Raw genomic sequence first — 16,579 nt, forward strand, 5'->3', positions numbered from 1 at the left:
CGCGACGCGCTCAATGCGGGGAGGGAATGCTACCCACCAGAAGTTTCGAAGGGCCAAAAAAAGGGAGCCGCCCGAAGGCGGCTTCCCTCCCATGCAGCTAGCTCGATGTGCAGCCGGTAAACCCTAGCGCTACTCTGCCGCAGGTTCGGACTCGGGCTCAGGCTCTGGCTTAGGCTCAGTCTCAGCCTCGGCAACCTCGGCCTTCTCGGCAGGCTTGTCGCTCTCGGGCAGAGGCTTGACCTCGACCTCGGTACCAAGGGTCTCGGCGGCAGCCTTCATTGACAGGGAGATGCGACGACGGTCGAGGTCGATCTCCATGACCTTCACCTGGACGGTGTCGCCAACCTGGCAGACCTGCGAGGGAGCGTCCACGTGGCTCTTGGCCATCTCGGAGATGTGGACGAGACCTTCGACACCCTCGCCAAGGTCGACGAAGGCACCAAAGGTGACGAGCTTCGTGACCTTGCCCTCGACGATAGCACCCACGGGATACTTCTTGACGAGCGTACGCCAAGGATCCTCAGTGGTCTGCTTGAGACCGAGGGAGATGCGCTCGCGATTAAGATCGACGTCGAGCACCTGGACCTCGACCTCCTGGCCAACCTTGACGACCTCGGAGGGGTGGTTGACGTGGTTCCAGGAAAGTTCGGAGATGTGAACCAGGCCGTCGATGCCGCCGAGGTCTACGAAGGCGCCGAAGTCCACGATCGAGGACACGGTGCCCTTGAGGCGCATGCCGGGCTTGAGCTTGGAGAGGATCTCCTGGCGCTCGGCCTTGCGGGCCTCCTCGAGAACAATGCGACGAGAGAGGACGACGTTATTGCGGTTGCGATCCATCTCGATGACGCGGGCCTCGATGCGGGTGCCAAGGTAGGCATTGAGGTCCTTCACGCGACGAAGGTCGACGAGGGAGGCAGGGAGGAAGCCACGAAGGCCAATGTCGAGGATGAGACCACCCTTGACGACCTCGATGACCTCGCCCTCCACGGTCTCGCCGGAGTTGAACTTCTCCTCCACGCGGTTCCAGGCGCGCTCGTACTCGGCACGCTTCTTGGAGAGGACGAGACGGCCCTCCTTGTCCTCCTTCTGAAGGACGAGGGCCTCAATCTGGTCGCCCAGAGAGACGACCTCGGCAGGATTGACATCCTTACGGATGGAAAGCTCGCGCGCAGGGATGACGCCCTCGGACTTGTAGCCGATGTCAAGCAGAACCTCGTCGCGCTCGATCTTGACGACGGTGCCGGTAACAAGATCGCCCTCGTCGAAATCGGTGACGGTACCGTCGATGAGGTTGTTCATCTCCTCGTCGGAAATATCATCCAGCGCGAAGACGGATGAGTTCTGAATCTCACTCAAAGGTGGACCCCTCTCGAAACGGGGCCCCGGTCGTCATGGTCTGCGCTTCTGCGCTCGCGCACGAACGCTTGGGCGAACTTGCATGCTCTCGGGGGCCGACAGATACGCTGCATGGCGGATGCGCATGCATTGGATAGATTAGCCTGTTCGCAGGCGCAATTTCAAGCATCAGGTGCCATTTTTTCTAAATGTGGGCAAGACGTTCGGCCTGCGTGGCAAGGAAGGCGGCGGGCGGGGTCCTCCCCTGCGTCTGCATGGGGCGCACCATGCCGGATGGCAGGTGCGCCCCACGCAAGCCCAATGACTAGGAAGGCCCCCGCAACTAGACCGTGAGAATCGTGGTGAAGTAGCCCACGACGGAGATTGCGAGCATGAGCAGCATGGCCTTGCCCGCAGACCAGTTCTTCTTGACCATGAGCCAGTAGGTCACAAAGGAGATGACCAGCACTGGTAGCTCGGGGAAGATCGAGTCGAGGACGTCGGCAATGTTGATCGTAAGGTCACCGCTGGTGTAGACAAGGCCAATGTTGAACTTGGCGTACTGCGCGCAGATGGCACCCACGACGATAAGGCCAACGACCTCGGCGGCACGGGTGACCTTGTCCTTGATGCCACCCGAGAGGACCAGCTCCGCCGCGTTGGCGCCGGCCTTCACGCCGTAGGAGAAGAGGAACCAGGTGAGCGGCAGCATGATTGCCAGGAAGACCACGATATAGAAGATTGGACCGGTGACCTCGCCGTTGGGTGACATGCCCAGGGCAATGGAGAGCAGGATCGGAATCAGCGTACCGGGAAGCAGCGAATCGCCAATGCCGGCGAAGGGGCCCATGAGCGCGGTCTTAATGGAGTTGATGAACTCAGAGGAGACCTCGTCGTTGCCCTCTGCCTTGCTCGCCTCCATGCCGAGGACGATGCCGGGAACGATGCTGCCCAGGTACGGCTCGGTGTTGAAGAAGACCTCGTGGCGTTCGAGCATCTCCTGCTGGGCCTGGTGGTCACCAGGATAGAGGTCCTCGCGGACGTCGGCCAGCATCCTGATGATGGCTGGGCCCTGCATCCTCTCGAAGTTCTGCACAGACAGGTTGTAGAACATCCAATCCCAGTACGCGCGGCGAATGGCACTCTTGCCAAGCTTCCTGGCACCGCCCATCTCCTGGTACTCGGTGGTGATGTCATTTGTCATGTCTACTCACTCCTCTCGGGAGCAGCAGCAGCGTTGGTGCCGCGGTAGTCGAGATAGGCAATGCCCAGCGCGAAGATCACAATGGTGACCATGCCGAGCTGGAGCACGGACATGAGCGCGAAGCCAACGCAGAAGAGGATGAGGTCGACGTCACGCTTGCAGATCATGCGCATGAGGAGCATGAAGCCCACGAGCGGCAGCATGTTGGCGAAGATCTGGAGGATGTCGGTCACCTGGACGGGCAGTGCGTTGACAAGCGCGGTGATGAGATCCTGACCAAAGAAGTTGATGAGGAGGATCGGGAAGAAGCGCAGCACGAAGTTGGTAATCTGGCCAACGATGGGGATGCGCGCGGCAGCGTCAAGCCTACCGGCCTCGACATCGGCGTCCTGCTTGTGCACGAAGTACAGGTTGATGGCGCACAGTCCATAGACGGCGAGGACACCCAGAGACGACAGCGGCACGGCAAGCGCAAGCGCATACTCCTTGCCGGCGCCGGCGACCATGGCCAGCGGGATGCCAATCCACGCAGCAAAGTTGACGTCCGCAGGCATTGTGCCGCCAGGGGTTACGAGGCCGATGTAGAGCATCTGGATGGCGGCGCCCATGATGATGCCGGTCTGGACGTCACCAAGGATGATGCCAATGATCATGCCTGAGACCAGCGGCCGGCCGATTGTGTACCAGCCCGCGAGGCCTCCTATGAGCACCGGAGAGTAGATGGAGCCCATCCACCCGCACAGTGCCAGGAGCAGTGCCTGTAGAAAACTCATGGCAGTACCTTCCTTTCCTCTGACACCAGGACCTTATCCTGCTACCGACGGAATCTTGCTCGGGTCCGAAGTCCGTGCACGGACCCTAGAACCTGCCCTTCACGTCATCCCACTCGACAACGGGCTGGCTGGGAACCTGCTGGAAGAAGACGCGAGCGCCCTGGCCCACGACATCCTTCACAGCCTCTGCCTCGTCAGGCATGAGGTGCGAGGTAGGGGTCACCTCAGTGGTGCCTTTGCGCTTGGACATGGGCCCAACGTTGAGCTCCCTGGGAAGTCCGGGCACCTTCTCCAGCAGACGCTTGTATGTGATGGGGGACTTCATGAGCACGAGCGTGCGGATGTTGTCGCCCATGGCCTTCTCGATGAGCGGAACGGCCTCATCAACCGTGTAGACTCCAGCCTTCATGTCAGCGGGAACGGCAGCCTTGAAGACCGAGCGCAGAATCGAGTTGCTTGCCGTAAGGTCATCAACGACGATGATGCGCTCGATGTGGTTGCCCTTCACCACGACGGTCATGCACTGGCCGTGAATAAGGCGGTCATCACACCTTACGAGAACTACCATACGTCTCCCTTCCCTCCGCGCGCCTTGGGGACGCGCGCATTGCCGTGGGTTGGCCACGGCCCCATAACCGACGCGAGCCGGATCACCCAGCGTGCAGGAGCATGCCTCTCACCTGCGCGGTCATGATGCGTGCCATCTCCCGCAAGGTCTGGCTCACAATCACAACCCTAGGGAGCTCTCCGGAGACGCCTCCCGCCTTGGCAACATTGCCCAGGTCGACGGGCACTCCGGCAATGAGTGTCTCCTCTCCGGAACCCATCATGAAGATGGCATCGACAGTGAAGAGGGAGGTGAGAATAGAGAGGATATCGACCAGGCGGTCAACGATAGCGCCCTCGGGTTCGCCGCTGTTGGCGAGCGGACGGCTAATCTCGGCGTACGAGCCGCTACGAAGGGGAAGGCGCTTGCCGCCTTGGGCGATGCCCACGAGGACCTCGGAGCCCAGACTCACCAGCAGGTGGTTGGAGCTCGCCTCCTCCGATTCGTCGTGGAGTATCTTGTACTCGGCGCAGTCCTCGGCGCGCTGCTCGAAGGCAGGGACGCCGAGGCGACGGGAGAGCGCGTCCGAGAGGCCGCAGGCGGCGTCCCAGGAGTTGTCACAGCGAAGGACCCCCACCGCACGCAGCGTCTTCTCGAACTCGCCGTCTGCGCGCGAGAGGTGCGCCTCGACCGTACGTGGAAGGTCTGCCGAGGCAAAGCCTTCGCCAAGCGAGATGGGCTCGGCACAGGGCTCGAGCGCCATGTCGTACTGGTAGAGCGTGGCACCGCGGTGTGTGAGGCCCACGATGGCAATGCGACCGTAGGCGGCGTTTACGGTGACGGGGATGCGGCTCCTGCCGCCGGTGCGCACGCGGGTGGTGTCCTCCGCAAGCACGCCCACCGTCATGAGATAGGCGATGTTGCGTGTCACAGTAGCCGGGGACAGGCCGCTCACCTGTGCGATCTCCACGCGGGAGAGGGGTCCGTGGTCGACGAGGGCTCGCATGATGCGGGCTCGGTTGGCATCTGCGATGTGCTCAACGCCACCCGACATGCCTTCACCTCCAAAGCCGTACCAGCCTAGTGGCAATGGATCCAGCGCCCCATCGCACTGCCATGCCTCTGTCAGGGCCATACTTATTTTCTGCGTGAAAATATATAGGTTTCCGGAAGACGAGCGAACGGCGAAACTGCCAGCGGTCAAATAGAAACGCAGGCGGTCAGAATGCCACAACGCTTAGGGTAGTGCGGCAATCGCATGTAACTTGCATCGGGGCACGCGGTTCTGTAGGGTCATGGGGTCACAAAGGGTATCAGAGCCGAAGGCGTAGTTAGGCGGGGGGGGAGGTTCAAGCAGCATGATCAAGGCGGTCCTCTTCGACCTCGATGACACCTTGCTCGACATCAACTTCACCGCATTCATGACACGCTACGTTGCGGGACTTTCTGGCCTTCTCGGCAGAATCGCCCGCACGCCCGCGCCGGTCATGGGCATCCCCTTCACCAAGGCATACCTGGCACTGGAGAACTCGAACCGCTCCGATGACCTCACCAACCATCAGCTCTTCAATCAGGAGGTCAACGCGCTCGCGGGCATACCGCTCGACGACCCCGCAATCGCAGACGCAGTTGACTTCTACGAGCGTGAAGTCGTGCCCACCATGCATGGCGGCATTGTTGCCGCACGCCCACAGCGTGGAGGGCGCAGAGCCGTAGACGTGGTACACGAGCTTGGCCTCACCTGTGCGCTTGCCACAAACCCAGCCTTCTCGGAGGCGTGCGTCGAGGCGCGCATGGGTTGGGCAGACGTCTCACCCGAAGACTTCTCGCTGGCCTCTAACTGGGACAACACACATCGGCTCAAGCCCAATGCCCGCTTCTACCAGGAGTTTGTGAACACGCTGGGGCTTACCTGCGACGAGTGCCTCATGGTGGGCAACGACTCGCGCCGTGATTTCCCCCGTCCCGACTGCGGTCTGCGCACCATCTACGTTGGCCACGCTTGGCCGCGCCGCGCAGTGTGGCACGGCCCCATGTCTCGCCTCGCTCGAGAGCTTCCCAACATCATCCGGAGGTTTGACGGCGAGGAGGCCAACAGGCGTGACATGGCATCCCTCTAGCGCTACCGTTTCCCCATTCATTGTTTGAAGTCGGGAGACGGCTGGAGGGCCCATGGACCGCAGCACCTATGACACCTATCTGGACATCCTGAGGCGCGAGCTTGTCTGCGCCCTCGGCTGTACCGAGCCCATCGCCGTGGCGTACGTGGCTGCGCTTGCCCGTGACGCCCTGGGCCAAAAGCCCGAGCACCTCGAGATGTCCTGCAGCGGCAACATCATCAAGAACGTAAAGAGCGTGACGGTGCCAAGCTCCGGCGACCAGCGCGGCATTGAGGCCGCAGCAACGCTTGGTGCCGTGGGCGGAGATGCCACGCGCGCACTCGAGGTGCTTGAGGGCGTAGACGAGAAGGACCGCCAGCACACACGCAAGCTTGTCTCGGCAGGGTTTTGCTCGGTCTCTCTCGCCGAGGGCGTGCCCAACCTCTACGTGCGCGCAGTTGCCACGGCACGGGGGCACAGCGGCGTAGCGTGCGTTGCCGGCAGGCACACCAACGTGGTCGAGCTCACACGCGACGGAAACCCCGTCAGCGTTGATGGAGTCATCGCAAACGAGCAGGACACCTGCGCAATCGACGGTGAACCCGAGGAGCCGGGCCTCTCGTCCCTCTCGCTTGAGGGCATTTGGGAGTTTGTGCGCGAGGTGGATGTCGAGGACATATGCGAGATGGTCGAGCGCCAGGTAGGGCTTAACCGCGCCATCTCCAGCGAGGGCCTCTCGGGCGACTGGGGCGCTCGCATTGGCAAGACACTCCTTCTCACAAGGCCAGACGACATCTCGTGCCGTGCGCGGGCTGCCGCCGCCGCTGGATCCGATGCGCGCATGAGCGGATGCGCCATGCCGGTAGTGATTAACTGCGGGAGCGGCAACCAGGGCATCACATGCTCGCTTCCGGTCGCAGAGTATGCCGAGTACCTGAGGGTCCCTCACGACGAGATGCTGCGGGCCGTCACGCTCTCCGACCTCACGGCGATACACGCCAAGCGCTTCATCGGCGAGCTCTCGGCGTTCTGCGGTGCCGTGACGGCAGCCACGGGCGCGGGAGCAGCCGTCTGCTACCTGCGCGGAGGCTCCTTCGGACAGTACCAGGCAACCATCGCCAACACGCTTGCCAACGTGGGAGGCATCGTCTGCGACGGGGCCAAGCCCAGCTGCGCGGCAAAAATCGCCGCGGCAGTCGACGCAGCGATTCTCGGATGCGATATGGCACTGGCCAACGTGGACTTTAGGCCAGGCGAGGGGCTTATCGGCGAGACGACCGAGGAGACCATACGCTCGATGGGCTACGTGGGTCGCGTTGGCATGCACCCCACCGATGTCGAGATCTTGAACATCATGATTGGCAAGACGGTCTGCTCGTGAGACAGGGGGGACAGCCCCCTTGTCTCACTTGTCTCATTCGCTACCCCACCAAGCGGTAGCCGGCCTCCTCGACGACCTTGCGGTAGACGTCCTCGTTGATGGGTGACTTCGAGCGCACATGGGCGCGGCCGCCCACAAGAGAGACCGTGGCCCAGGTACCATCGATCGAGTCGAGTGCCCGGGTGACACTCTCCGCGCAGTGCTCGCAGCTCATGCCGCCAATCTCAAAGTCAGCCTGGTAGGGATAGTGGCTCTCGTTGGTGTCCTCGATCTTGGTGGCCTTGAACCGCTTGACGTTGGACTTCTTCTTCGCCCCGCTGCAGCAGTCGCGCGTGCCCGTTGCCGTGCCAATGAAGCGACGGATGGCAACGGCAAGGATGGCGATGACGGCAGCGATGAGAATGACGTCGACTGGTTTCATGGCTTACTCCTATCTCCGCCCAGCAAGTCACCACGATGAAACGACAAAGCCGTAGCGACAATTTGTTAACGATGGATAACTATAACATCGCCGAGACGTACGAGGGCGCGGCAGGTGCCGCAGCGAATATGTGACTTAGCTACGAGTCGAGGCCCATGCTGCTGAGAGAAACAGGCAGCGAGCTTGCAACCTTCCCGGCACACGCAATTACGTCACGGGCTTGCTCCGCTGGCGCGTAAGTTGGGTCGTGCGTACGCACGACCCAGGAAATCCACCAAGCCCCTGTCGTTCTCCCCAGTTGGGCGAGAGGGACATGGCAACAGACGAGAATCGTGCGTACGCAGGATGGTGGTTTCCTGCCAGCAGGAAGCTCCTAGAGGGCTGAATTGGCGGAGAGTCGCAGTCGTGTGTACGCACGATGTCGAGTTTTTGACATCGGAGGCCACCACCCCCTACCGCTCCGCCATTAAACCGCAGATTTCCCTCAGGTCGAGGCCCGTGGACCCGCTGTGGACCCGCTCACCTGCGCCACTCACGCGTCCGCGTCCGTAAAGCCCTCGTCCTCCACCAGCGCATCGCCATCCGCCGCCAACGTGGCAAGCTCGTCGCAGCGCTCGTTGAGGTCGTGCCCGGCGTGGCCCTTCACCCAAATAAAACTCACGTCGTGCGGCGCCATGGCGGCCAGCAGGCGGTTCCACAGGTCCATATTCATGACCGGCTTCTTCTCCGCCGTCTTCCAGCCGCGACGCAACCAGCCGTCGATCCAATGCTGGTTGAAGGCGTCCACCACGTACTTGGAGTCGGAGTGGACCTCCACGCTGCACGGCCTCGCGAGCGCCTCCAGGGCGGCGATGACCCCCATGAGTTCCATGCGATTGTTGGTGGTGTGGCGATACCCCTGCGAGAGCTCGCGGGTGTGGGTCTTGCCAGCGGGGTCGGTGTAGAGCAGCACCGCCCCATAGCCTCCGTTACCGGGATTGTGCCGAGAGGATCCGTCAGTGTACACCACCACGCTCATGCGCTTCCCTGCCATACGTCCCCTACTTCGCGTCAGCCCATGTGGGACCATACGAGACCTCGGCGATGAGCGGCACCTTGAGCTGGGCCACGCCCTCCATGGTCTCCTTTACCAGCACGGATGTCGTGCCTATCTCGTCCTTAGGCACCTCAAGGTCCAACTCGTCGTGAATCTGCAGCGCAAGCTTGGAGCGCAGCCCCTCCTCGGCCAGGCGCCTCTCCACGCAGACCATTGCGATCTTTATGATGTCCGCTGCCGTCCCCTGCATGGGGTGGTTCATGGCCGTGCGCTCGCCAAAGGCCACAAGCTGCTTATTTCTCTGCGAGAACTCCCTGATGTGGCGCTTGCGGCCGTACATGGTGATGGCATAGCCGTGCTCGTGTGCAAATGAGACGGACTGGTCGAGGTAAGCGCGAACGCCTGGATACGCCTCAAAGTAGCGGTCGATCATCTCCTGCGCCTCGGCGCGCGGGATCTTGAGCGAGGTGGCAAGTCCATAGGCCTGCTGACCGTAGACAATGCCAAAGTTCACGGCCTTCGCACGACTGCGCAGCTGAGGGGTGACCTCCTCTACGGGAATCCCAAAGACGCGTGCAGCAGTTGTTGCATGGAAGTCCGCGCCCTCGTTGAAGGCCGCAATGAGGTGCTCGTCTCCGGAGAGGTGGGCAAGCAGCCTCAACTCGATCTGTGAGTAGTCGCAGGCGAGAAAGACCGAACCCTCCGGCACCGTAAAAGCGGTGCGCACGCGATGCCCCAGCTCGGAGCGGGTGGGGATGTTCTGCAGGTTGGGATCAGAACTCGAGAGACGCCCCGTGGCAGCCACGGTCTGGTTGAACGTGGTGTGGATACGCCCGTCTCCCTTGACGAGCGCCGGCAGCGCATCCAAGTACGTGGACTTGATCTTGGCACGCTCACGGTACTCCAGCACCTTGGCTACCAGCTCGTCTGTCTGGGCAAGGTCGGCCAGGACCTTGGCGTTCGTGGAGTAGAACCCACGCTTCGTGCGCTTCATCCCAAAGGTGGGAAGCTTCCGCACATCAAAGAGGATGTTCGAGAGCTGCTGCGGAGAGTCGATGTTGAACTCCTCCCCTGCCATGGCGTATATGTCGGCAACCATCTGGTCAATCTCGGCGCCAAGTTCGGCAGACTGGCGAGCAAGAATGCCGGGGTCCACCGAGAGGCCGATGCGTTCCATCTGCGCAAGCACCGGCAGAAGCGGCATCTCCATCTTGTTCATGACGTCCGCGGAGCCGTCGTCGGCAAGGCGCTGCGCAAGCACGGGCACAAGGAGCCTTACGGCAACGGCCTCGATTGCTGCGAGGGGCGCCGTGCCCTCCTCCGGAAGCGCAGGCGAGAGGAACTGTTCGGCAAGCCTACGCACCTCAAAGGACGGACGGTCGGATTCCAGCAGGTAGGCTGCCACACCTACGTCGAAGATGCGCTCAGAAGACACTTCTTTCGCCGCCATGGACTCAGGCAGCGACGAGTCAACCGGCGAGAGATGGTGGAAGAGCGCCTTGACGTCACCCGAGGCCACGTGACCCTCCGCAAAGGCGAGCTTGAGCGCGGCATCCGCCATGTCTCCGGAAAAGCGTAGCAGCGTATCGCCGGAAGCGGAGACCCACAGCGTATAGCCTTGCGAGAAGAGCGTGCCCGCAGACGGGTCCTCCTCGACGGCGCAGCCGAGCCACTCCTCGCCCTTGACCGCATCCTTGAGTGCCGAGAGGGCGGCGTCGTCCTCGAGAGGCTCCGGAATCGAGACGGTCGCTGGGACCGAGGGTGTCGCGTCGTTCTCGCCCACGCTGGCAACGGTACCGCTCTTCGCGCCAGCAGCCGCAACGCTACCGGCAGCGCCGCCCAGGCGTGCCAATCTGCCCGTGAGCCCCGTGAACCCAAGCGCCGAGAAGGCCTTCGTGACCTCGGCAGGGTCAAAGGTCGGGAACTTGGCGTCGGAGAGCTCGATGTCGATGGGGGCATCGGTGCGGATAGTCGCGATCTCGCGGGACAGGAGCGCGTCATCCACGTGCGCGCGGAGGTTCTCGCCCATCTTGCCCTTGACCTCGTCTGCATGGGCAATGACCTCGTCGAGCTTGCCGTACTTCACGATGAGGGCTGCGGCCTTCTTGGGGCCGATGCCCGGCACGCCGGGGATGTTGTCCGACGAATCTCCCTTGAGACCGTAGAAGTCTGGCACAAGGTCGGGCGTGACGCCGTGGTAGAGGTCATCGACGCTCTCGGGGGTCATGACCTGGACCTCCGAGACACCCTTCTTGGTGGAGACGACTTTCACATGGTCGGTGGCAAGCTGGTACATGTCGCGGTCGCCGGTAAAGAGCAGCATGTCGTAGCCCGCTGCCTCGCCACGCCGCGCGAGGGTACCCAGGATGTCGTCTCCCTCCCAGCCCTCGAGCTCGCAAACGGGCACGTCAAGGACATGGAGCAGGTCCTTCACCATGGGGAACTGCTCGTGAAGGGCGGGGTCCATGGGAGGGCGCTGCGCCTTGTACTGGGGGAGCTTCTCCATACGGACCTTTGGCTTTCCCTTATCGAAGGCGCAGATGACGCCATCCGGGTGGAAGGACTCCACCATCTTGACGAACATGTTGAAGAACCCAAACAGGGCGTTTGTGGAGCGTCCGTCCGGCGCGGTCATGGGCTGCATGATGGCGTGGTAGGCACGGTGCATGAGCGAGTTGCCGTCGATGACGGCGATGGTGCGGCAATGCGGCTCGGCCACAGCGGTCGCGGTGGTCTCCTCGGATGCTGACATGAGTAATCCCCTCTCGTGTTTGACCAATCCATTCTACCGGGGAGCCGGACGGAAATTGCACGGCAGTTGCAGCTGGTGGAGAGATACACTGAGGAAGGCAGGCTTGGCCCATCTCACGAAAAGGCGCAAGTACACCACAGCTCCATGTTGTGGTACAGGGAAAAGTCATCGAACCCGAGGCGCTCAGATGCCGTTTGTTCGCCTGAGCAGGCCCTCTCTAACAGCTCGAGAAGGCGTCTCCCCTCTTCGCGAACGCTTCTCCCCTGAGTTATGACCCCAGAGGCATCAAAGTCGATGTTTTCTCTCATGGATGAGTATGTTTCGTCATTGCCGGTCACTTTTATCACCGGTGCCAGTGCACAGCCCGTGGGAGTTCCCCTGCCTGACGAGAATACGACGACTTGGGCACCACCGGCAACCATGCCCGATACCGATTCGATGTCATACCCAGGTGTATCCATGATTACGAGCCCCGGATGGGTGGGTCGAGCGCCATATTCAATGACCTGCTGGACATTGGTGGTGCCTCCCTTGCTTATGCCGCCAAGTGCCTTCTCTTCTAGCGTGCTAAGACCACCCCTCATATTTCCCGGAGAGGGATTCGCCCCACGGACATCAGCCCCCGAGGCAACCAGATCGTGCTCAAGCGTTCCAACCAGTCGCAAGATGTCGTCGCGCACGCGAGGCGTTGCTGCGCGACGGGCAAGAATGTGCTCTGTCCCGATGAGCTCGGTCGTCTCGCCCAGCAGGACCGTTCCCCCTGACCGAACAACGGCATCACTCACGACCCCAATCGTTGGGTTTGCCGCTATGCCACTCGTAGCATCAGACCCACCGCAGTTCGTACCAAGAACGAGGTCCCCTAATCCCATAGGAGTCTGAGCTGCGTCTGCGGCCTGCGCGACGAGTTTTCTGACAAGCGCGCGTCCCCTCTCAATCGCTGCGCTGGAGCCGCCCTCCTCCTGGATTGTGATGTCATAGACTGGCTTTTCAGAGAGGTCTCGCATGCGTTTTGCAAGCCCATGGGGCTTCGTGGTTTCGCATCCAAGGCCCACAACCACAGTGCCAAAGACATTTGGGTTCTGCGAGAGGTTCACGAGGCAACGGGACATCATCTGAGCGCTTGCCCCAAGCTGGCCGCAGCCCTTTGCATTGCGAAGCGATACAACGCCCGGGAAACCCCTAGCGATACGGTCCGCAACGTGATTTGCACACCCAACGCTCGAGAGCACAAGAACGTAGTTGCGGACACCGTATCTGCCGTCGGGCCTGAGGTAGCCCTTCACCTGCCAACACCAACTTTCGCACTCACGATATTGTGCGTGTGTACGTAATCACCGCGAGAGATTGGCGCACTGACAATGCCTATTACCTCGCCGTATTTGCGGAGAGGCTCACCGACGCACAGGCTGCGAAGCGCCACCTTGTGAAACCGGGGGACATCCCCATGGGCCTTGACTTGGTCGACTTCAATGCCCTTCGTATCGTACACGTCAATCATCTCACCGGCCCATGCAGGCATGAGGACACAGGCCACATCGTCTCTATCGCTCATGCAAAGGGCTCGGACACCGTGGCCATGCGCAGCATTCATTTCCCCATCACTCCCCATCGCCCCCACCCATCGACGCCCCCTCCTCTGCGAGCCGCTCTCTTACCTCGCGTTCACGACGCCTCTGCTGACGCTCGAGACGCTCTCGGCCCCTTTTCGAGTGAGTGGCCAAGCTATCTTGGAAGCCCGTGCAGACGATAGATGGGTTATAGCGAGCGGCGAGCACGGAGATGTCATCGAATGCTTGCTCTATTCGCTTACGAGAGACCCACATGCCCGAGAGTTCGAGGGCGAAGTAGCCCTTACCGTCGTTTTGCTCAAGCATCTGCCTCTGCTCTTTTGAGATTCCGTCTATCTCATCAAGCGTCTTGAAACCGACCACGTCCAGCATGAGGGCTTCGTTGTTAGCGGCCTTCAGGTCTATTCGCTCAATGTTGGCCCAGGGTAATAAGACTAGATCGTCCTCTTTCGAGTAGTCCATAACCCCCTCTGAGTCAGCCTTGAACAGGACCCTGGGGTGCATGAGCTCCCGCATATTGTGGATAATGCCAAGTAGGGCAACGACTGTGACGGCATAACACAGGACTGCAATCACCACACCGTCAGCAACTGTTGCTCCCAGCCATGTGAACAATACGCCGAAGGCGCCATATGCAACCGATATGGACGCGAGCTTTCCCGCGTCGGTGCGAACGACAACATCCTGCATGCTCTTCCTCCCGAACTACGTGTTTAATTGCTTGATGATCGCGATGACTTCCTCGAGGTCATGAGGTTTGTAATCTGCGTATCTACCTGCGTCATGCGGGTCTGGCAAGCCAACCAGCATTGGGTATCCCTCCTCAAGGACGCCCAATCGCGAAACATCGTCAAAAATGAACCCGCTCTGGAACCCACCCGCACGGGCGGCTTCAATACCCGCACGCGAGTCCTCTAGAACAAGCGTCTCCGGTGGGGCAACGCCAAGACGAGTGGCCGCAGCCTCGAAAATCTCTGGGTCGGGTTTCCCGTGCGTGACCATATCTCCGCTCACAATAACGGGAAAGGCATGGATGAGATGCTCGGTGGCAAGAAGTTGATGGATCTTCTCCCTTTTGGTAGAGCTTGCCAAAGCGTACGGAATCCTCATCTCGTTGAGAAAACAGATGAGCTCAAGCAGCCCTGGCTTCTTGCCGGCGCGACCACGCTCGTGGAGGATGGCGTCTTTTTGCTCGTTGATATAAGCCCGCCATCCCACTATGTCCTTGTCATCACCAAACACGCGCCTAAGCTCAGCGATGATTTCAGGCTCGGTACGCCCCCCGACATCCATGTGAAGACGCTCGTTGACCTGGAATCCATACCTCTTCCCAGCACGAAGGTATGCTTCATATCCTATTGACTCGGTGTCGAGTGTGAGCCCATCCATGTCAAACAGGACGGCACCCACGTGTCCGCGTGGCATGAAAACCTCCGGTTGCAAAGCGGTGCCATCCCGCAATGTCGCAAGACAGCACCGCATCCTTACTACATTCTGGCACCAGCCCACTCAGACAGTTAACCCCTCGGGGCGGGAACGTTCTTCGCGTTGACAGGCTCCTTTCCCCTGACGTAGCGCTCAACGTCGCCGACGCACTTCTCGCCCATCTCGGCAAGACACTCACGCGTATACGCAGAAATGTGAGTTGTCACAAGGACCTTTGGATGATTGAAGTACGGGTCGTCAGGTTTTGGCGGCTCGTCATGCATAACGTCGATGGCCAGGCCGGCAACAGTTCCATCCTCAAGGGCCTTGAGCATGGCATCCTGGTCAATGAGATCAGCACGTGCATTGTCGACTACATACACGCCCTTCTTCATCTTGGCAAACTGCTCCTTGCCAAGGATGTGGTAAGAGGTGGGATTGAGGTCGGCATTGAGGGTGAGCACATCGCAGTTTCTCACGACAGTGCCCAAGTCGGTGTACTCGACGCCCAAAACGTCCGCCCAGCGATCGAAGTGCTTGGGATCGCAGGCAAGGACGCGCATATCGAAGCCTCGCCTGAGAATCTCAACAATCCTACTGCCAATATTGCCGCAGCCAACGATGCCAAGCGTCTTGCCGGAGAGGCCATTGCCCAGGAAACTAGCGCGCTCCGACCAACGTCCCTCCTTTGCAGCCACGTGGGAGTCGCTCACGTGGCGCATGCAGTCCATGAGGGTTGCCACGGCACCCTCCGCGACCGCGTCTCTCTCGACCCTGGGGGATACCGTGGTTACGAGAGTACCACAGGCAGCGGCGGCATCGACGTCAACATTGTTGTAGCCGATCCCATGCCTGCTCAGGAGGAGAAGGTCGCGCTTGCAGTCAAAGAACTCCTTGTCGAAGAAGGGGGTCACCGATGCAATGACGATGTTGAAACCCCCAAGTGCTTGGGCAAGCTCCTTGCCATGACAGTCACCGGGAACCATAACCCTCTGCACCGTGCCAATCTTCTCCAGGCGCTTGATATGCTCAGGGAAATGCTGCCCGAACGAAGACGAATTGACTATGGCGATCCGATACTCCATATCCCTACTTCCCCATCTTCTTGGCTGCATCAGCCATCGAGAGCCTCTCGCTTGATGGAATGTTCTGGAAATAGACTTCGACGCCCTTATCGGAAATCTCCTTGAGGTCTTCGTAGTCCTTATCCGAGAGGTATACGGTCTTGATCACCTGAACGGTATTGGGCTTGTTGCAGACGTTGCCCACATCGACAGAGGTAATTGGCACACCACCTTCGACCGCTGCCTTTACGTAGTCAGCGTTCTTGAAGACCAGCATGAGCTTGCGATTGCCAAACTGGTTCTTCTCGTATTGCCTCACAAGCCCTTTTGCAGAGAACACTTTAATCTTGAGCCCTCCAGTGGACTGAGTGGACTCATAGATCTCTTTCATGAACGGATCTTTTGCAGTGGCATCGTCAACGACATAGATCGTGTTGGTGCCGTTGCCCTTTGACCAAACCTGCATGACTTGTCCATGGATGAGACGGTCATCGATTCTTGCCAGATTGATGGTTGCCATATGTATTACCTGCCTTATCTTCTACTTCTTGCCGAGCAGGGTTGCCCTGTCTTTCACAATGACGCCATCCCGGCCTGCCTGTGCGCCAGCGCTGACGAGACCATCGAGGTCCTCCGTGTCATGGATGTCCTGGACCAACTGGACGAGCATGGGCATATTGGCACCAAGCATGACCTTGCAGTCACTCTTGCCGAGGCAGGACAGGGCAACGTTGCTGGGGCTACCTCCAAACAAGTCACAGCACACAATCGTATCGACTCCATCGGCATCGTTCTTCGCAAGCGCCTCGAATGCCCTTTCCCTCAGGTCGTCGACAGATTGCCCAGGGAGAAGCCCCATAGCCGTGATGTAGTCCTGCGGCCCCATAATCATCTCGACGCTCTTCACAAGCTCCTCGCCAAAGCGGCCGTGGGTGATGACGAGGACTCTTCTCTCCTTCAACGGATGACCT

The 16,579-nt window shown here is 60.4% G+C and carries 17 protein-coding genes; 2 read left to right on the forward strand and 15 right to left on the reverse strand.

Features of this window, described 5'->3' with window-relative positions; translation table 11 throughout:
* Window positions 1–129: 129 nt before the first annotated feature.
* The 5 genes from rpsA to ACO59D_RS02070 all read right to left on the reverse strand — a co-directional run bounded on the left by rpsA (window position 130) and on the right by ACO59D_RS02070 (window position 4,913).
* Window positions 130–1,356, reverse strand: coding sequence for a 30S ribosomal protein S1 (rpsA, locus tag ACO59D_RS02050; RefSeq protein ID WP_485125564.1), 1,227 nt, complete (start codon window positions 1,354–1,356; stop codon window positions 130–132).
* Window positions 1,357–1,678: 322 nt separating this feature from the next.
* On the reverse strand, window positions 1,679–2,539 hold the full coding sequence (locus ACO59D_RS02055) for a PTS system mannose/fructose/sorbose family transporter subunit IID (protein WP_485125565.1): 861 nt from the start codon (window positions 2,537–2,539) through the stop codon (window positions 1,679–1,681).
* 2 nt (window positions 2,540–2,541) lie between these two features.
* Complete coding sequence (locus ACO59D_RS02060; RefSeq protein WP_130812528.1) at window positions 2,542–3,312, reverse strand: PTS mannose/fructose/sorbose/N-acetylgalactosamine transporter subunit IIC; 771 nt, start codon at window positions 3,310–3,312, stop codon at window positions 2,542–2,544.
* An 85-nt stretch (window positions 3,313–3,397) separates the two neighbouring features.
* Window positions 3,398–3,880, reverse strand: a complete 483-nt coding sequence (locus tag ACO59D_RS02065; protein ID WP_130812529.1) for a PTS sugar transporter subunit IIB — start codon at window positions 3,878–3,880, stop codon at window positions 3,398–3,400.
* A gap of 82 nt (window positions 3,881–3,962) precedes the next feature.
* Window positions 3,963–4,913, reverse strand: coding sequence for a winged helix-turn-helix transcriptional regulator (locus tag ACO59D_RS02070; RefSeq protein ID WP_485125566.1), 951 nt, complete (start codon window positions 4,911–4,913; stop codon window positions 3,963–3,965).
* 304 nt (window positions 4,914–5,217) lie between these two features.
* Between ACO59D_RS02070 and ACO59D_RS02075 the strand changes: the two genes are divergently transcribed.
* Both ACO59D_RS02075 and ACO59D_RS02080 read left to right on the forward strand, forming a co-directional pair.
* Window positions 5,218–5,979: an HAD family hydrolase gene (locus tag ACO59D_RS02075; protein ID WP_485125567.1), complete on the forward strand. Its 762-nt coding sequence runs from the start codon at window positions 5,218–5,220 to the stop codon at window positions 5,977–5,979.
* A gap of 52 nt (window positions 5,980–6,031) precedes the next feature.
* The gene (locus ACO59D_RS02080) at window positions 6,032–7,339 is read left to right on the forward strand and encodes an L-cysteine desulfidase family protein (RefSeq protein ID WP_485125568.1); all 1,308 of its coding nucleotides are present in this window, start codon (window positions 6,032–6,034) and stop codon (window positions 7,337–7,339) included.
* A 40-nt stretch (window positions 7,340–7,379) separates the two neighbouring features.
* On the opposite strand, the gene ACO59D_RS02085 is transcribed toward ACO59D_RS02080, so the two are convergent.
* The 10 genes from ACO59D_RS02085 to ACO59D_RS02130 all read right to left on the reverse strand — a co-directional run bounded on the left by ACO59D_RS02085 (window position 7,380) and on the right by ACO59D_RS02130 (window position 16,569).
* Complete coding sequence (locus ACO59D_RS02085; protein ID WP_485125569.1) at window positions 7,380–7,760, reverse strand: heavy-metal-associated domain-containing protein; 381 nt, start codon at window positions 7,758–7,760, stop codon at window positions 7,380–7,382.
* Between the two features lie 532 nt (window positions 7,761–8,292).
* Window positions 8,293–8,793: a ribonuclease HI gene (gene rnhA, locus ACO59D_RS02090; RefSeq protein ID WP_130812536.1), complete on the reverse strand. Its 501-nt coding sequence runs from the start codon at window positions 8,791–8,793 to the stop codon at window positions 8,293–8,295.
* Window positions 8,794–8,800: 7 nt separating this feature from the next.
* The gene (gene polA / locus ACO59D_RS02095) at window positions 8,801–11,548 is read right to left on the reverse strand and encodes a DNA polymerase I (RefSeq protein ID WP_485125570.1); all 2,748 of its coding nucleotides are present in this window, start codon (window positions 11,546–11,548) and stop codon (window positions 8,801–8,803) included.
* Window positions 11,549–11,661: 113 nt separating this feature from the next.
* A complete protein-coding gene (locus ACO59D_RS02100) occupies window positions 11,662–12,834 on the reverse strand; it encodes a UxaA family hydrolase (protein ID WP_485125571.1) in 1,173 nt (390 codons plus the stop codon).
* Window positions 12,831–13,160 (reverse strand): UxaA family hydrolase, encoded by a 330-nt coding sequence (locus ACO59D_RS02105; protein ID WP_485125572.1) that lies wholly within the window; start codon window positions 13,158–13,160, stop codon window positions 12,831–12,833. The genes ACO59D_RS02100 and ACO59D_RS02105 overlap by 4 nt, the downstream gene beginning before the upstream one ends.
* Window positions 13,150–13,809, reverse strand: a complete 660-nt coding sequence (locus tag ACO59D_RS02110) for a hypothetical protein (RefSeq protein WP_485125573.1) — start codon at window positions 13,807–13,809, stop codon at window positions 13,150–13,152. Before ACO59D_RS02110 ends, ACO59D_RS02105 begins: the two co-directional genes overlap by 11 nt.
* A gap of 15 nt (window positions 13,810–13,824) precedes the next feature.
* Window positions 13,825–14,544, reverse strand: a complete 720-nt coding sequence (locus ACO59D_RS02115) for an HAD family hydrolase (protein WP_485125574.1) — start codon at window positions 14,542–14,544, stop codon at window positions 13,825–13,827.
* Window positions 14,545–14,636: 92 nt separating this feature from the next.
* Window positions 14,637–15,629, reverse strand: a complete 993-nt coding sequence (locus ACO59D_RS02120) for a D-isomer specific 2-hydroxyacid dehydrogenase family protein (protein WP_485125575.1) — start codon at window positions 15,627–15,629, stop codon at window positions 14,637–14,639.
* Window positions 15,630–15,633: 4 nt separating this feature from the next.
* Window positions 15,634–16,128, reverse strand: a complete 495-nt coding sequence (locus ACO59D_RS02125) for a PTS sugar transporter subunit IIB (protein ID WP_130812543.1) — start codon at window positions 16,126–16,128, stop codon at window positions 15,634–15,636.
* Window positions 16,129–16,149: 21 nt separating this feature from the next.
* Window positions 16,150–16,569, reverse strand: a complete 420-nt coding sequence (locus ACO59D_RS02130; protein ID WP_165443675.1) for a PTS sugar transporter subunit IIA — start codon at window positions 16,567–16,569, stop codon at window positions 16,150–16,152.
* Window positions 16,570–16,579: the final 10 nt, after the last annotated feature.

This window comes from Tractidigestivibacter sp. (assembly GCF_057241865.1).

Excerpts from the sequence above, each read along its gene's own strand:
- ACO59D_RS02055 (WP_485125565.1), bottom strand. The coding sequence starts at position 2,539 with ATGACAAATGACATCACCACCGAGTACCAGGAGATGGGCGGTGCCAGG.
- ACO59D_RS02060 (WP_130812528.1), bottom strand. The coding sequence starts at position 3,312 with ATGAGTTTTCTACAGGCACTGCTCCTGGCACTGTGCGGGTGGATGGGC.
- ACO59D_RS02065 (WP_130812529.1), bottom strand. The coding sequence starts at position 3,880 with ATGGTAGTTCTCGTAAGGTGTGATGACCGCCTTATTCACGGCCAGTGC.
- ACO59D_RS02070 (WP_485125566.1), bottom strand. The coding sequence starts at position 4,913 with ATGTCGGGTGGCGTTGAGCACATCGCAGATGCCAACCGAGCCCGCATC.
- ACO59D_RS02075 (WP_485125567.1), top strand. The coding sequence starts at position 5,218 with ATGATCAAGGCGGTCCTCTTCGACCTCGATGACACCTTGCTCGACATC.
- ACO59D_RS02080 (WP_485125568.1), top strand. The coding sequence starts at position 6,032 with ATGGACCGCAGCACCTATGACACCTATCTGGACATCCTGAGGCGCGAG.
- ACO59D_RS02085 (WP_485125569.1), bottom strand. The coding sequence starts at position 7,760 with ATGAAACCAGTCGACGTCATTCTCATCGCTGCCGTCATCGCCATCCTT.
- rnhA (WP_130812536.1), bottom strand. The coding sequence starts at position 8,793 with ATGGCAGGGAAGCGCATGAGCGTGGTGGTGTACACTGACGGATCCTCT.
- polA (WP_485125570.1), bottom strand. The coding sequence starts at position 11,548 with ATGTCAGCATCCGAGGAGACCACCGCGACCGCTGTGGCCGAGCCGCAT.
- ACO59D_RS02105 (WP_485125572.1), bottom strand. The coding sequence starts at position 13,160 with ATGGGGAGTGATGGGGAAATGAATGCTGCGCATGGCCACGGTGTCCGA.
- ACO59D_RS02110 (WP_485125573.1), bottom strand. The coding sequence starts at position 13,809 with ATGCAGGATGTTGTCGTTCGCACCGACGCGGGAAAGCTCGCGTCCATA.
- ACO59D_RS02115 (WP_485125574.1), bottom strand. The coding sequence starts at position 14,544 with ATGCCACGCGGACACGTGGGTGCCGTCCTGTTTGACATGGATGGGCTC.
- ACO59D_RS02120 (WP_485125575.1), bottom strand. The coding sequence starts at position 15,629 with ATGGAGTATCGGATCGCCATAGTCAATTCGTCTTCGTTCGGGCAGCAT.
- ACO59D_RS02125 (WP_130812543.1), bottom strand. The coding sequence starts at position 16,128 with ATGGCAACCATCAATCTGGCAAGAATCGATGACCGTCTCATCCATGGA.